Source organism: Nonomuraea spiralis (genome assembly GCF_014648435.1).
GTDB classification, from domain to species: Bacteria; Actinomycetota; Actinomycetes; order Streptosporangiales; family Streptosporangiaceae; genus Nonomuraea; species Nonomuraea spiralis.
On the sequence record NZ_BMRC01000001.1, the window covers coordinates 615,335 to 629,184 of the forward strand.

Annotated in this window: 15 protein-coding genes; 9 read left to right on the forward strand and 6 right to left on the reverse strand. The window is 72.4% G+C overall.

Annotation, left to right across the window (positions count from 1 at the left end):
- Positions 1–39: 39 nt before the first annotated feature.
- Positions 40–486: a ClpX C4-type zinc finger protein gene (locus tag IEZ27_RS55430; RefSeq protein WP_189645726.1), complete on the reverse strand. Its 447-nt coding sequence runs from the start codon at positions 484–486 to the stop codon at positions 40–42.
- A 64-nt stretch (positions 487–550) separates the two neighbouring features.
- Positions 551–1,438 (reverse strand): LysR family transcriptional regulator, encoded by an 888-nt coding sequence (locus IEZ27_RS02900; RefSeq protein ID WP_189645727.1) that lies wholly within the window; start codon positions 1,436–1,438, stop codon positions 551–553.
- A 92-nt stretch (positions 1,439–1,530) separates the two neighbouring features.
- On the opposite strand from IEZ27_RS02900, the gene IEZ27_RS02905 reads away from it, so the two are divergent.
- Positions 1,531–1,896: a YybH family protein gene (locus IEZ27_RS02905; protein ID WP_189645728.1), complete on the forward strand. Its 366-nt coding sequence runs from the start codon at positions 1,531–1,533 to the stop codon at positions 1,894–1,896.
- Positions 1,897–1,902: 6 nt separating this feature from the next.
- On the opposite strand, the gene IEZ27_RS02910 is transcribed toward IEZ27_RS02905, so the two are convergent.
- The gene (locus tag IEZ27_RS02910; protein WP_189645729.1) at positions 1,903–2,847 is read right to left on the reverse strand and encodes an SDR family NAD(P)-dependent oxidoreductase; all 945 of its coding nucleotides are present in this window, start codon (positions 2,845–2,847) and stop codon (positions 1,903–1,905) included.
- A 68-nt stretch (positions 2,848–2,915) separates the two neighbouring features.
- On the opposite strand from IEZ27_RS02910, the gene IEZ27_RS02915 reads away from it, so the two are divergent.
- Both IEZ27_RS02915 and IEZ27_RS02920 read left to right on the forward strand, forming a co-directional pair.
- Positions 2,916–3,491, forward strand: coding sequence for a TetR/AcrR family transcriptional regulator (locus tag IEZ27_RS02915; protein ID WP_189645730.1), 576 nt, complete (start codon positions 2,916–2,918; stop codon positions 3,489–3,491).
- Positions 3,492–3,566: 75 nt separating this feature from the next.
- A complete protein-coding gene (locus tag IEZ27_RS02920) occupies positions 3,567–4,526 on the forward strand; it encodes an endonuclease/exonuclease/phosphatase family protein (RefSeq protein ID WP_229823139.1) in 960 nt (319 codons plus the stop codon).
- Positions 4,527–4,579: 53 nt separating this feature from the next.
- On the opposite strand, the gene IEZ27_RS02925 is transcribed toward IEZ27_RS02920, so the two are convergent.
- On the reverse strand, positions 4,580–6,121 hold the full coding sequence (locus tag IEZ27_RS02925) for a phosphodiester glycosidase family protein (RefSeq protein WP_189645731.1): 1,542 nt from the start codon (positions 6,119–6,121) through the stop codon (positions 4,580–4,582).
- A 209-nt stretch (positions 6,122–6,330) separates the two neighbouring features.
- Between IEZ27_RS02925 and IEZ27_RS02930 the strand changes: the two genes are divergently transcribed.
- From IEZ27_RS02930 to IEZ27_RS02940, 3 genes are all read left to right on the forward strand, one after another.
- Positions 6,331–7,227, forward strand: coding sequence for a hypothetical protein (locus tag IEZ27_RS02930; protein ID WP_229823147.1), 897 nt, complete (start codon positions 6,331–6,333; stop codon positions 7,225–7,227).
- 165 nt (positions 7,228–7,392) lie between these two features.
- Positions 7,393–8,235: a hypothetical protein gene (locus IEZ27_RS02935; protein ID WP_189645732.1), complete on the forward strand. Its 843-nt coding sequence runs from the start codon at positions 7,393–7,395 to the stop codon at positions 8,233–8,235.
- Positions 8,232–9,143 (forward strand): hypothetical protein, encoded by a 912-nt coding sequence (locus IEZ27_RS02940; protein WP_189645733.1) that lies wholly within the window; start codon positions 8,232–8,234, stop codon positions 9,141–9,143. Before IEZ27_RS02935 ends, IEZ27_RS02940 begins: the two co-directional genes overlap by 4 nt.
- 221 nt (positions 9,144–9,364) lie before the next feature.
- On the opposite strand, the gene IEZ27_RS02945 is transcribed toward IEZ27_RS02940, so the two are convergent.
- Together IEZ27_RS02945 and IEZ27_RS02950 are read right to left on the reverse strand one after the other, a co-directional pair.
- Positions 9,365–9,916 (reverse strand): DUF305 domain-containing protein, encoded by a 552-nt coding sequence (locus IEZ27_RS02945; protein WP_229823148.1) that lies wholly within the window; start codon positions 9,914–9,916, stop codon positions 9,365–9,367.
- Between the two features lie 255 nt (positions 9,917–10,171).
- A complete protein-coding gene (locus IEZ27_RS02950) occupies positions 10,172–11,386 on the reverse strand; it encodes a glycosyltransferase (RefSeq protein ID WP_189645735.1) in 1,215 nt (404 codons plus the stop codon).
- Between the two features lie 97 nt (positions 11,387–11,483).
- On the opposite strand from IEZ27_RS02950, the gene IEZ27_RS02955 reads away from it, so the two are divergent.
- The 3 genes from IEZ27_RS02955 to IEZ27_RS02965 all read left to right on the forward strand — a co-directional run bounded on the left by IEZ27_RS02955 (position 11,484) and on the right by IEZ27_RS02965 (position 13,752).
- The gene (locus IEZ27_RS02955) at positions 11,484–12,074 is read left to right on the forward strand and encodes a TetR family transcriptional regulator C-terminal domain-containing protein (RefSeq protein ID WP_189645736.1); all 591 of its coding nucleotides are present in this window, start codon (positions 11,484–11,486) and stop codon (positions 12,072–12,074) included.
- Between the two features lie 198 nt (positions 12,075–12,272).
- A complete protein-coding gene (locus IEZ27_RS02960; RefSeq protein ID WP_189645737.1) occupies positions 12,273–13,283 on the forward strand; it encodes an aldo/keto reductase in 1,011 nt (336 codons plus the stop codon).
- Positions 13,284–13,332: 49 nt separating this feature from the next.
- Positions 13,333–13,752, forward strand: coding sequence for an SRPBCC family protein (locus tag IEZ27_RS02965; RefSeq protein WP_189645738.1), 420 nt, complete (start codon positions 13,333–13,335; stop codon positions 13,750–13,752).
- Positions 13,753–13,850: the final 98 nt, after the last annotated feature.

Consider the following 13,850-nt stretch of genomic DNA (forward strand, 5'->3'; position numbering starts at 1 on the left):
ACTCTACTGCAAAATTGCAGTGAATTGCAGTTTTTCCGCTCACCGGGACTCGACGTCGGCGGCGAAGCGATCCCACGCCGCCTGGCGGGTGATGCCCAGGGCCTCGCCGATCCTGGCCCAGGTCACCTCGCGGTCGCGGAGGATGCCGACCCAGGCGCGCAGGTCGCGTTCGGCCTGCGCGACGGTGAGCGCCTGGCGCGGCAGGGCGGCCAGGACGTCCTCGTCGGACGTGCCCGACACGTACTGGTCGGTCGGGTCGGGGCCCCAGTGCACGCTCGCGGTCCGGTCGCCCTCGGCCGTGTCGCCCTCGGCCTTCTGCAGCTCGCCGGCGATGATCTCGTGGCACAGCTCGACGCAGGAGTCGCAGATGTAGACGCCGGGCCCGGCGACCACCTTCCTGGCCTCCTCGTGCGGCTTGCCGCAGAACGAACACCTCGTCGCCACCTGCTCGACGGGCCTCACCTCTGGGGTGCTTGATGTCGTCATGCTGTCAGCCTGTCCTTGACAGGCATCCGTGTCAAGGACAGGCTGACAGCATGACGTTCCGGGGTCACAGGGGTTGGGCGGAGAACGTCCGGCGGGCGTGGCGGAGCAGCGCCCGGACCGCGGGGCCGCCGCCCTCCCGCCAGACCAGGGCGAGCAGCGCGGGCGCGCGTACGTCCTCGACGGGCAGCGCGGTGAGCCGGTCGCGGTACCGCGCGGCCATCGACTCGCTGAGCATCGCCACCCCGAGCCCGCGTACGGCCAGGTCGGCGATGGTGTCGGCGGCGCCGGCCTGGAGCGCGATCACCGGCCGCAGCCCTCGCGCGGCGCACGCCTCGTCGAACACCGCGCGCAGCCCGGTGCCCTGCGGCATGCACACGATCGGGTGGTCGGCCAGGTCGGGCAGGGTGACCCGGCGCCGCGCGGCCAGGGGATGGCCGGGCGGGACCGCCGCGACCAGCCGCTCGCTGATGATCGTCAGGGCTTCCAGGCCCTCGGGGACGGCGTTCGCGGTGCCGATGAGCGCCAGGTCGAGCGCGCCCGACCGAACCCCTTCGACAAGCCTGTCGGAGTTGTCCTCCAGCAGCGCGAGCTCCACACCCGGATGGGCCTCGTGGAAGGCGGCCAGCGCGTCGAACAGAGGAGTGATCGTGCAGCCGAGCACCATGCCGACCGTGAGCGTGCCGCGGATGAGGTCGGTCACCTCGCCCACCGCCTGGCCGACCGCCCCGGCGGCGGCCAGCGCGGCGCGGGCGTGTTCGAGCGCCGCCTTGCCCGCCACGGTGAGGGTGGCCACGCGGGCCGACCGGTCGAACAGCTCGGCGCCCAGCTCACGTTCGAGCCGGCGGATCTGGGCGCTGACCCCGGACTGGCTGATGTGCACCCGTTCGGCCGCCCGGGTGAAGCTGCGTTCCTCGGCCACCGCGACGAAGTACTCCAACTGCCTCAGTTCCATAACTGCAGATTCTAGATGTCATCACAACCATCTGTTGGACTTCTGGTACGGGCCCAGGCAGCCTGGAAGGAGAAACCGGAAAGGACGTCACCATGACCGCATATGAGAAGGCCATGCGCCCCGAGGACATCACCCGCCTGTTCGTCGAGCGTTCCAACGCCGGCGACGCGGCCGGGGTCGCCGCGCTCTACGAGGAGGACGCCGTGCTGGCCTACCCGCCGGGCGCGCAGACCGTGGGGCGGGCGGCGATCCAGGCGCTGTGGGAGAAAGTGCTGGCCGGGGGCCCGCGCTTCGAGCCGGAGCAGCCGCTGCCGACGCTGGTAAGCGGCGACCTGGCCCTCACCTCCACCCCGCCCAAGGACGGCTCCGGCGCCCGTGCCCAGGTCGTCCGCCGCCAGCCCGACGGGAGCTGGCTGCGTGTGCTGGACCAGCCCGAGTTCGTCGACCCCAACGGCTGAGCACGATCACGCCCCGGCGGGTCCGGCCGCGGCCGGGGCCAGGCCGGTCAGGTCGGCGCTGGCGGCCCACAGGGCGGCCGCCAGCGCGGTGTCGGCCAGGTCGCCGCGTACGGGCTCGGGGACGGGCCGGCCGCGCAAACCGAGCACCCGCGGCCCCCACAACTGGCCGCCGCGTACGGACGGGTCGAGCACGGCCCGTACGGCGGGCCAGGCCGCGGCCTCCTTGCCCTGCACGAGCAGCCCGGCGGGCAGGCCGCGCAGCAGCTCGCCGGCGGTGCGGGAGCGCACCGGACGCGAGGGTGTCAGGGAGTCGAGCGCCCCGCCGGGATGGGTCACCACGCTCGACGTCGAGGCGCCCGCGGCGCGCAGCCGGCGGTCCAGCTCGAAGCCGAAGAGCATCTGTGCCAGTTTCGAGCGCGCGTACGCGCGTTTCGGCCGGTAGTCGCGCAGGCTCTGGAGATCCTCCAGATCGAGGGTCACGGACTTGGCGGTGAGGCTGCCGACGGTCACCACCCTGGCGGCCGGAGCGGCCGCCAGCAGCGGCGCCAGCCACGAGACCAGCGCGAAGTGTCCGAGGTGGTTGGTGGCGAACATCAGCTCGTGCCCGTTGTCCGTCTCGCGCCGCGGCGGGTGGTCGAGCAGCACCCCGGCGTTGCACACGACCGCGTCCAGGCTTTCCAGCCGCAGCGCCGCGACCCCGGCCACGATCGAGGCCGGGTCGGCCAGGTCGAGCGGCACGTGCCGGACCCGCGCGCCGGGGACGCGACCGCCGATGGACCGCGCGGCGGCCGACGCCTTGGCGGGGGCGCGGCTGCCGAGGATCACGGTGGCGCCGGTGCCGGCGAGCTGTTCGGCCACGAAATAGCCGATGCCCGCGTTGCCGCCGGTGACCAGGAAGCTCCTGCCCTCGGCGGACGGCAGGCGCCGGACGTCCCATGAGTGGGCGGACATGGCGGCTCCTTCATTTCTGAACTGACTATGAAACTAGAATCACTATAGTTTTACGCTAGTCTGGCAGCATGACGACCGGGCGCCGCGAGCGCAAGAAGGCACAGACCCGCAGGGCCCTGGCCGAGGCCGCGGTGCGGCTGTTCGCCGAGCACGGCTACGACGGCGTCACCGTCGCCCAGATCGCCGACGAGGCCGACGTGTCCGTCGCCACCCTGTTCGCGCACGTGCCCGACGGCAAGGACGCCCTGATCTTCGACGACGGCGACGAGCGGCACGTCTGGCTGGCCGCCGCCGTGCTCGACCGGCCGGCGGGACAGAGTGTCCTGGAGGCCCTGCGCCGCTGCCTGGCGGCGCGCGGGCCGTTCGCCGCCGCCCTGCCGCCCGAGCAGCGGCGCAAGCGCGACCTCATCGTGCGCACGCCCGCCCTGCGGGAGTACTCGCGCAGGTTGTGGATCGCCGCCGAACGCCCGCTGGCCGAGGCGATCGCCGCCGCGACCGGGCGCGAGGCCGCCGACATGACGGTGCGCGCGCTGGCCCGGTACGTGCTGGAGATCCCCGAGCTCGCGGGCGCCGAGCCCGACCCGCGCGCCGCGCTGGACGCCGTCTTCGACCTCCTCGAATCCGGCTGGCCGGAGCCCGCCTGAACAGGGCGGTTGACGCGGCGGACCGGGCTCTGGTCCGCTGTACGTTCCTGATCATCGACTTCGGGGAGGAAGCCCGTGCGGTTCCCCAGGCTCCTGGCCACCATGATCGCCGCTGTGATCGCCGCTGTGACCGCCACCGTGATCGTCCCGTCGGTCCTGGCCGCCTCTGCCGTGCCGGCCACCGCGGCCGCCGCCGCTTCCTACACCGTCTGGCACTGGAACGCGGCCGGCAACACCCTGAACCACGGCTCCACGGGCAACGGCATGGTCCGGGCGGCCGTGAGCTCGATCGTCGCGCGGGGCGCGAACCTGGTGTCGTTCAACGAGTTGTGCGCCGGCCAGTACCAGGCGCTGGTGAGCGGCCTGCGGGACGCCGGCTGGCCGGCCGACCGGGACAACTTCGCGCGGTTCGCCGCCACGTACCCGGCGACGGCGGGCGGGCCGTGCGGCGGGGGCGAGTACGGCAACGCCATCTTCAGCAGGCAACCCCTGGGCGCCGCCGAGCGCGTCACCCTGCCCGACGACGGCAAGACCGAGCAGCGCAAGATGCTCTGCGCCCCCTTGCAGGCCCGCCCCCACCTGCGGTTCTGCTCCACGCACACCACGTACGTCGACGCCTACCGCGCGGCCCAGCTCAACGCCGTGCTGGCCAAGCTGGAGGCGTACCACGCCGCCGGGGACACCGTGGTCGTGGCGGGCGACTTCAACCTCACGCCCGACGCCGCCCGGCTGAACGGCTACTACTCCCCCACCGTGAACACCGCCAACAACCGCGGCAACACCGGCGAATACCACGAGCTGGACGACGCCGACCCCGGCAACTGCCCCGGCTACGGCGAGCTGACCGTCAGCACGCCGGACGGCAAGGGCCCGTGCGGCTCGGGGACGAAGCTCGACCTGATCTTCGCCAGGGAGGACAGGATCGTGGGCGCGTACTCGGCCGACTCGCTCGCCCCGCCGGCCACGTGCACCGGCAACCCCGGCGACCTGTGCTCCGACCACCGCGTCGTGGTCGGAACCGTGACCCTGTCGTAGGAACGAAGGCCCGCCGCCGGGGCTGCCCCGGGGCGGGCCTTCTCAGCCGACGATCACCGGCCCGGCCGGACGAGCAGCACGTTGCCCAGGGCGCGCTGTCCGGTGGCGTCGGAGGGATGGTTGAGAATGCCGTCCCGGGACGTCGCCATCACGCTGGAGCCGCCGCCGTCGAGGTTCATGGCCTCCACCGCGCCCAGCCGCTTCATCAGCTCGGCGCCCTGGGCGATGCCGAGGCCCTCGCTGTAACCGTCCTGCCGCCCGTCCACGACCACGAGCATCAGGCGGCCCCGGTCGTCCACGCCGACCATCGAGCGCGGGTTGGCCCGTACGGTCCAGTTGTAGGTGAACGTCTGGTCCGCGCCGTCGCGGATGATGCCGTCGGCGGCGGCGTTGACCGACACCCGCCCGTCACGGACGAGAGTGGGGCCGACCTGGAGGATGGTGGTGTCCGGGGTGAGCGGGACGCGGCGGCCCCTGCTGTCCTCGACCCGCTCGGTGACGGTCAGCCGGCGACCCGGCGCCGCGTGCGCGAGCAGCCAGTCGGCGCTGTCGCCGATCGCCTGGATGGTCGAGCCGCCCGCCGGCACGGCCGCGCCGCGCGCGGTGTTGACCGCCAGCACCTTGCCGCGCGCGTCCAGCACGGCCTCCGCGCCCGCGCCCACCGGAGGAGTGCCCCACTCGGGGGTGAAGCGGACCAGCTCGCTGGGGTCGGTGCACTTGAAGTCGTGCTGAGGCTTCTCGGTGGGCACGTCGCCGCCGACGCCGCCGCAGTTCCAGATCTCGCCGGGCAGCCGGTTGACGCCGTCGATCTCGACGGTGTCGCCGCCCGCGCGGAGCGTCACGTGGGCGGTGTAGGCGTCGGTCTCCAGCCGGCGGCCGCCCTGCGTGATCCTGATGCCGCCGCGTCCCTGGGTGGCGCTGCCGATCAGCCTGCCGTCCTTGACGTACAGGCCGGTGGGCGAGCTGTTGAGGAACCACTGCGCGTTGACGCCCGCCACGGCGCCGGAGGAGGAGATCAGGTCGGTGAGCGTCTCCATGCCGCTCAGCGTGGGACCGAAGTCGGTGTCCACGGTGCCGCGGAAACGGCGGAAGTCGACGCGCAACACGTGGACGCGCTGCGGCGCCCCGGCGTCGGTGCCGTCCTGGGCGGTGTAGCGGGTGCCGCCCGTCAGGCCCGCCGCCTTGACCTGGGCCAGGCCGGTGGCGGCCTCGGCGGCGGTGGCGTACCGTCCGACCCGGACGATCCAGCCGAGCACGCCCGCCGGCCGGTCGGCGAAGGCGGGCAGGTCCACCTGCTCGACGCGGGGCTCGAAACCCTTCTCCCGCAGCGTCGCGGCGACGCGGTCGGCGATCTCCCGGGGGCCCAGCGCCGTGGCCGCCCGGTTGAGCGGGCCGTCGATCACGGCCGGCAGGTACACGTGGACGGTCCAGAAGTCGTCGTCGTTCTTGGCGCCGAGGGTGAGCTGCGTCAGCGTCACGCCGGGGGCCACGTCCACGGTCCCGGGGGCGGCGGTGGCCGCCGTGGCCGTGGTCGCCGGGGCCGTGACCAGCAGCGACGCGGCTGCAAGGAGAGCGGGGAGAGCTTTGCGGTACATGCGCGCCACTCCATCGCAGGCGGGTGACGCCCGCGCGCCCTGGGCGGGACGCGCCCGGAGCCGCCGCCGGAAGATCACGTGAACGGCCCGCCCCCGGGACCGGCGCGAACGCGTGCTGACAAGCGCTTGTCAAACAGCGGCCACGCACCTTGTCCGGCGGGGGAAGCGGGCGCACAGTCAAGGCACGATCGACCGGCTCAGGAGGATGGATGAACGGAAACCCCGCGTCCCCACGCCACGCACGAACCGCGGTAAGACGTCTCTTATCGGCCGCCCTGGCGGTGTTCGCCGCCGCCTTCCTCGTCGCGACCCCCGCCGGGGCGCTGGCGGCGCCCACGGCCAAGGAGTTCGTGTCGAACCTCGACCTGGACTGCTACAAGACGACGACGTACCAGCCGCCCGCCGTGGCGCTGTCACTGCGGCACATCAACCCGGTGCTGGCCAACCTGCCGCCCGTGCAGGTCACGCTCGGCCCGCGTGAGCAGATGTGCGTCCCGGTGGCCAAGAACAACGTGATCCCGCCCGCGACCGTGCTGGACTACGTCAGGTTCGTCGACCTGTCGTGCTACCGGGTGAGCGCGCCCCAGATCAACCAGAACCTCGCGTTGCGCCACCTCAACCCCGTCCTTCAGGGCGTGCCGGGCATCAGCGTCACGCTCAACGTGCCGCAGAACCTCTGCGTGCCGGTCGCCAAGAACGGCGTGACCCCGCCGCCGGACGTCCTGCGCGTCGTCTCGCACATCGACCTGCTGTGCTACGCGCACACGCCGAACCCGGCGATGAACAAGGCGCTGAACCTCACCCAGCTCAACCCCGTACTCGTCAACCAGATCCCGCCCAGGACCGTGCAGGTCGGCGCCGCCCGGCAGCTGTGCGTACCGGTGCAAAAGGGCGGCGACCAGATCCCGGCGGACGTGTTCGACATCGTGCGCTGGGTGGACCTGGAGAAGTTCGACATCGCCGGCCCCACGATCTCCGCGGTTCCGCTGACGCTGAAGCACCTGAACCCGGTGCTGGCGAACCTGCCCGCCGAGGAGCTGCGGCTCACCGGCGCCACGCAGCTCGCCGTACCGGTCTCCAAGAACGGCGTGACGCCGCCCGCCTGACATCCGACCGCGGCCGGGCCGGACGACCGGCCCGGCCGCCCTCCCTCCTGATCGCGCAGGTCAAAGGATTCTCCAGCTTCCAGCGATCGGGGAGTTCGCCGCGAGTACCGTCCCCTTCGATGCGGTACGACCTGTTCCGACAGGTACGGAGCAATCGGGGGAACAGTGGGCAGGACCTGGCCGGCCGCGGTGACGCTGCTCGCCGCCGTGGTGCTGACCGGCGGCTGTGGCGACGGCCCGGAGGGGCCCGGGGCGGGCGAGGCCGGGCCCGGCGCGCCCCGGCAGGCACGGCCGGTCATCACGCCGCAGGGCCGGCTCGTCCCCGAGGAGGACACCGGCGACCTGCCCGAGCCCACCGCCCAGGTGGGGCTGGACTGCCAGAACATGCTGAACGACCACGACTTCGCCGGCGCGGCGGGCAAGATGGACGCGGTGGTCGCCGACCCGGGCAGTTCCGACAGCGAGAAGGCCGTGGCGCGGGTCTGCGGGGCGGCGGCCAAGGCCAACAGCGGGCAGTGGCGCCAGGCGCTCGACCGGGTCGACTCCGCCAAGAAGCACCAGGCCGCCCTTCCCCGCCAGATGCGCCCGCAACTGATGGGCCTGCTCGACCAGACGGAACTGGTCAGCGCCGTAGCCCTGGGCGAGAACGAGCGGGCCCGGGAGGTCATCGGCCGCTTGGAGAAGCTCGGCCCGCTCCCGGCGGGGTACCTCAGGAACGCGTGCGCGGTGGCGTCCGATCCCGGCAGCCTGCCGGAGTGCGCCACGGTCACCGCGTCGCCCGGCCCGGCCGGACCGGGGCCGAGCGGCCCGGCGCCGGGGCCCGGGGAGCCCGGCACCGGCTCGCCCGGCGGGCCCGTGGACACCGGCGGCGCGACCGAGCCACCCGGCGGCTCCGGAACCCCCGGCGAGGGGCCCTCCAAACCGCCCGGCGAAGGCAACTCCGGCCCGCCGGGCGAGGGTCCGCCGGGGCCGCCCGACGACACCGGCCCGGCGCCGGGCCCGTCGTGACCGAGCCGCATCCCACAGGCGACCCGGCTGGCGGCGACGGCGGGGCCGGTCAGGACCTGTCACGCATGTGGACCGTCCTCGCCCACGTCGTGACCCCGACCACCCTCGTCACGGCGATCCTGGTGTACTTCGGGGCAGTACGGGCCAACACGATGTACGGGCGCCTCGGCGTGGACCAGAGCATGCTGGGCCTGTCCTTGCAGGACTACGCGCTGCGCAGCGTCACGCTGACGATAGAACCGCTGATCGTGGTGCTGGTGGCGGCCCTGATCGCGCCACCGGTGCACGCCTGGCTGGCCCGTACCGCCGAACGGCACCGTACCGCTGCGAAGTGGGCGATCAGGGGCGCCGCCGTTCTCGGGACCGGGTGCGCCGCGGTGGGCATCGCGGGCATGGCCGGGTGGGTGGAGCTGCCGCCCTTCGGCATGCCGTTCTGCCTGGGTCTGGGGGTCTTCGTTCTCGTCTACGGCGCCTCGCTGCACCAGCGGCTCAACCCCCGGCGTACGTCGTCGGCCACGGAACAGATCGTCCGGCGTACGGTCTGCATGACGCTCCTGCTGGTCCTGCTGCTGTGGGTGATCACCGAGTTCGCCGAGTCGCGCGGCCGGGCGGCGGCCGACCTGTACCGCCTGGACCCCGGACGGCTGCCCAGCACGGTGGTGTACGCGACCCGGCGGCTCTACCTGGAAGGCCCCGGCATCACCGAGACCACGCTGCCCGACCCCAACGCGATGTACCGCTACCGCTACACCGGCCTGCGCCTGCTGATCCACTCCAACCAGCGGTACTTCCTCCTGCCCGCCTGCTGGGCGACCGACCCGTGGGCGCGGGCGATCGCCCTTCCCGCCGACGACTCGCTACGGCTGGAGTTCGGGGTGCTCAAGATGCCCCCGGACTGCCCGTCCTGACGCCGCCGGCGCGTCAGGGGCCCAGCCGGTCGCCGGAGGTCGGGAAGCGGGAACAAAGCGTCAGCGGGCGGGTGTGGCGGCTCGTTCTCCGGGCGGAGTGTCCGTCCGGGCCTCGGCGTGGCCGGGCACGAGGGCTCCACCGTCATCGTCGGCCTCAACGGGCTGCGCCTGCTGCGCGACGCCGCCTGGAAGCGGGCCGCCGCGACCCCGGGCGTTCGCCGCTAGGGGGTTTCCGAATGCGGCCCCGGCGGCATGCCAGGCATTCCCGACATGTGAGGTCCTGGCGTCATGTCCGGCATGCCGGGCATGTTCGGGACGCAGGGCAGGTTCTGCGCCCCGAACCACCGGGTCAGGTACTGCCGCATCGTACGGACCTCCGCCCACTGGTCGTCGCGTACCTTGCGGGCGAAGCCGGCGACCTCGGCGTGCTGCGCCTCGCCGTGCATGAGGAGCTGCTGCGACATCATGATCGCCATCATGTGGTGCGGGATCATGTGCTGCAGGAACGCCTTGTCGAGCTGATCCCCGGAGAGCCCCGACAGGTCGGGCATGGTGGTCCCGCTCGGGCTCGGCGCCGGGCTCTGCCGGTACCACTGTTCCAGCCACCCCTTCATCCGGCCGACCTCGGCCGTCTGCGTCGTGACGATGGACTGCCCGAGCCGCCGCATCTCAGGTCTGCCGGAACGTTGCAGCTGCCGGGCCGCGGTGATGGCGTCCTCGTGGTGCGGCACCATCTGCGACAGGTAGTCGTACTCGCCGGTGACGGGGTGCATCTGCCCCATTCCCGGGCACGTCGACTGCGGACCCGTTGGAGAAGGGCTCGGGGACGGCATCGGCGGAGATCCCACGGCCGACGCGGTGGCCCCCGAACCCACAGTGCCGGCGGCCAGGAATGCCCCGACGGCGATCGCGGTCTTCACAGAGCGTCGCTTCATGCGTCCCCCTAACGCCGATTCGACACCTGTATCCACGATAGCCCCGACGCCCTGACCTGCCGACGGGCCACCACGTACGCCCAAAGAACCTCGTCAGCCTGCGCGGGTGACCTGGAGGCGGTTCACGGCCTCGACGACGGGCGCCGCGCCGTCCTCCGCCGAGATCCCGGCCGCCAGGGACCGGGCTCGCTGCCGGTGGACCGGGTCGGTGACCGCTGCGGTGAGCGCGGCGGCCAGCCGTACGGGCGTCAGGCGGCGGAACGGGATCGCGGCCGGAGCCACACCGAGCGCCGTCAGTCTGGACGCCCAGAACGGCTGGTCGTTCATGACCGGCACGGCCACGGCGGGCACCCCCGCCCGCACGCCGATCCCCGTGGTGCCGGCGCCGCAGTGGTGGGCGACGGCGGCCAGCCGGGGGAACAGCCAGTCGTGCGGCACTTCGCCGACCGCCAGCACGTCGTCCGAGAGCTGTCCCCGCACGCCGGTCTGCAACACGCCGCGCAACCCGGCCCGCCGCAGCGCCTGCACGGCCAGCTCGGTGTACTGCTCGGCCCGCGTTTCCGCCAGGCTGCCGAAGCCGACGAAGACCGGCGGCGGCCCGGACGCCAGGAAGCCGAGCAACACCGGATCCGGCTGCCAGTCCCGCGGCCGGGGCGGCCACCAGTAACCCGTGATCTCCAGCCCAGGCCGCCAGTCGGCCGGACGCGGCAGCACCAGCGGGCTGATCCCGTGGAAGACCGGCCAGCGTGTGCTCTCCCGGCGACGGTAGACGGCGCGCGGGCTCATCGGGGGCAGCCCCAGCCGGGCCCGCATCCTGGTGCCCAACCCGGAGATCAGCGGACCGGCGGCCGGCAACTCGAACGCGAGCCGGGCCGCCCTGCGGTTCCCCCACCGCCCGAGCGACCCGTGGAACAGGCTCGTGACCGGTGGAAAGTCCCCCGTAGGGTCGATCGGCTGGAGGTGCACCCCCATGCTCGGCACGCCCATCGCCTCGGCGAGGTGACAGCCCAGCGCTCCGGCCACGCCGAGCAGGAGCAGGTCGGCGTCCTGCCCGGCGAGCCCGGCCAAGCCCTCCGTGAGGTGCTCGCTGTACTGCTTGAAGGCGCTGATGGACAGGCGGCCGGTCAGCGCGGTGAGCGGGTCTCCGGGAAGCGGCAGATACTTCAGGTCCGCGTCGGTGACCAGCTCCGCGTACGGCTCGTGCGCGGCGATCGTCACCTCGTGCCCGGCCTCGCGTAACCGCGCCCCCAGCCCCGTGTACGGCGCCACGTCCCCGCGTGTGCCGACTCCGATGATCAGAACCCGCATTCGGATCTCCCCCTGTCATCGATTTTTGTCATACAGTCGCATGGTAAACGCAGGCGGCAGTTTTTACCATGCACTCGCATGAGAAAGCGGCGGGGGAATGCCGAAGATCGTCGATCACGAGGCCCGGCGGCGGCACATCGCCGAGGCCGTGCACCGCGTCATCCACGACAAGGGCATGGAGAGCGTCAGCCTGAGGGAGGTCGCGGCCGCGGCCGGGATGTCCATGGGGGCGGTGCAGTACTACGTCACGACGAAGGACCAGATGCTGCTGCTGGCGCTGGAACGCATCGGGATCTGGATCGGGGAACGGATCGCGGCCGTGGCCGCGCGGCAGTCCACACCGCTCGACGTGCTGAGGGCGACCGTGCTGGAGTTGTTGCCGCTGGACGAGGAGCGCTGCTACCTGAACCGCATCGGGCAGGCGTTCCAGGCGAGTTCGGTGGTGTGCGAGAACCAGGCGGTCGCGATGCGGACGGGGTACCCGCACCTGCTGTCCTTCCTCGCCGAGCAGATCAGGGCCGCCCAGGCCGCCGGGCAACTCGCCGCCCACCTGGACGCCGGGAAGGAGGCGAGCATCCTGTACGCCTTCGCGCAGGGCATCGTGAACGCCACCCTGGTCGGCCACTACACACCCGAGGACGTCACGGCACTGCTCGACCACCACCTGGCGCGCCTCCGCCCGGCGTGACGGCCCCGCTGACGCGGGCCGAAGCAGGGTAAAGAAGGCCGTTCGACCGGCGGGAACACTCTTTGCCCCCTCGACGTGCGACCTCCCGTGTGCGGGGGATTTGATCCCCGACGGTTCCCGCGGGACCTGCCCGGACAGGAACCCGTCCACTCGCGCAGGACCCTGGCACAGCGTCGGCACAGTGAAGGAAGAAACGACATGTCGCTCACCGCGATCCTTCCCGGCCGGCTCGGGTTCGGCACGGCTCCCCTCGGCAACATGTTCCGCGCGATCCCCGAGGAAGAGGTCCAGGCCACCTTGGAGGCCGCCTGGGACCAGGGCATCCGCTACTACGACACCGCCCCCTTCTACGGCGCCGGCCTGGCCGAGGCCCGGCTCGGCACGCTGCTGTCCGCCAAGCCCCGCGACTCCTACGTCCTGTCGACCAAGGTGGGCCGGGTCATCCTCGACGAGGTGGAGAGCGGCGACCGCGAGCTCGGGGAGAAGGGCGGGCTGTTCGAGCACGGCCGTCCGAACCGCATGCTCGACGAGTGGACCGCCGAGGCCACCGAACGCTCGATCAACGACAGCCTCAAGCGCCTGGGCGTCGACCGGCTGGACATCGTCTGGGTGCACGACATCGCCCAGGACTTCCACGGCGACCTGTGGCTGCAGAAGTTCGAGGAGGCGCGTACCGGTGCCTTCCGGGTGCTGGCCCGGCTGCGCGACGAAGGCGTGATCAAGGCTTGGGGGCTGGGTGTCAACCGCACCGAGCCGATCGAGCTGACCCTGGCCCTGGACGAACCCCGGCCGGACGGCTTCCTGCTCGCCGGCCGCTACACGCTCCTCGATCACGAGCACGCCCTCCAACGGCTGCTGCCCATCGCCCAGGAGCAGAACGTCAGCATGGTCGTCGGCGGCCCGTACAGTTCCGGCGTCCTGGCCGGTGGCAGCCATTTCGAGTACCAGCAGGCTCCGCCGGAGATCGTCGAGCGCGTCGAGAAGATCAAGGCCCTCGCCGATCGGTACGGCATCAGCATCAAGGCGGCCGCCCTGCAGTTCTCCCTCGCCCACCCGGTAGCAGCCGCCGCCATCCCCGGCGCCACCCGTCCCAGCCGGATCGCCGAGGACGTCGCCGCCCTGAACGAGACCATCCCCGCCGAATTCTGGACGGAACTGCGCGCCCTCGGCCTGGTCAGCCCCGCCGCCCCTCTCCCCGGCGGCGCCTGACCCCGTACGCCCATGCCGTCACGACCATCGACCACCAGGAGAAACGACCATGGCATCGACCTCGGTCAGCCGCGTCCTGCCCGCCTCTCCACAGCGGGTCTGGGAGCTCATCGGCGGGTTCCACGCCCTGCCCGACTGGCTCCCCTACATCCCCGAGAGCACCATGCTCGAAGGCGGCCGCGTCCGCCGGCTGGCGAACCCGGACGGCGAGGTGATCATCGAACGCATGATGGACTTCAGCGAGACGGAACGCCACTACACCTACGCGATCATCGAGGCGCCCTTCCCCGTCACCGGCTACCTCTCCACCCTGCGCGTCCACCCGGTCCCCGGCCGCGAGGACGCCGCCGAGGTGCAGTGGTCCGGATCCTTCACCCCAACGGGAGTGAGCGAGAGCGAGGCGGTCGACCTGTTCAACACCATCTACCGCGACGGCCTCGAAGCCCTTCACCACACGCTGGCGGGCTGACCAGGGGCAACCCACCCAGCATGCGTCACGGGTCCGTGCACGACCTCCTGCGGCAACCAGGAGGCCGAGGTGGCGCCGGGCGGCCCGGACGCGACCGC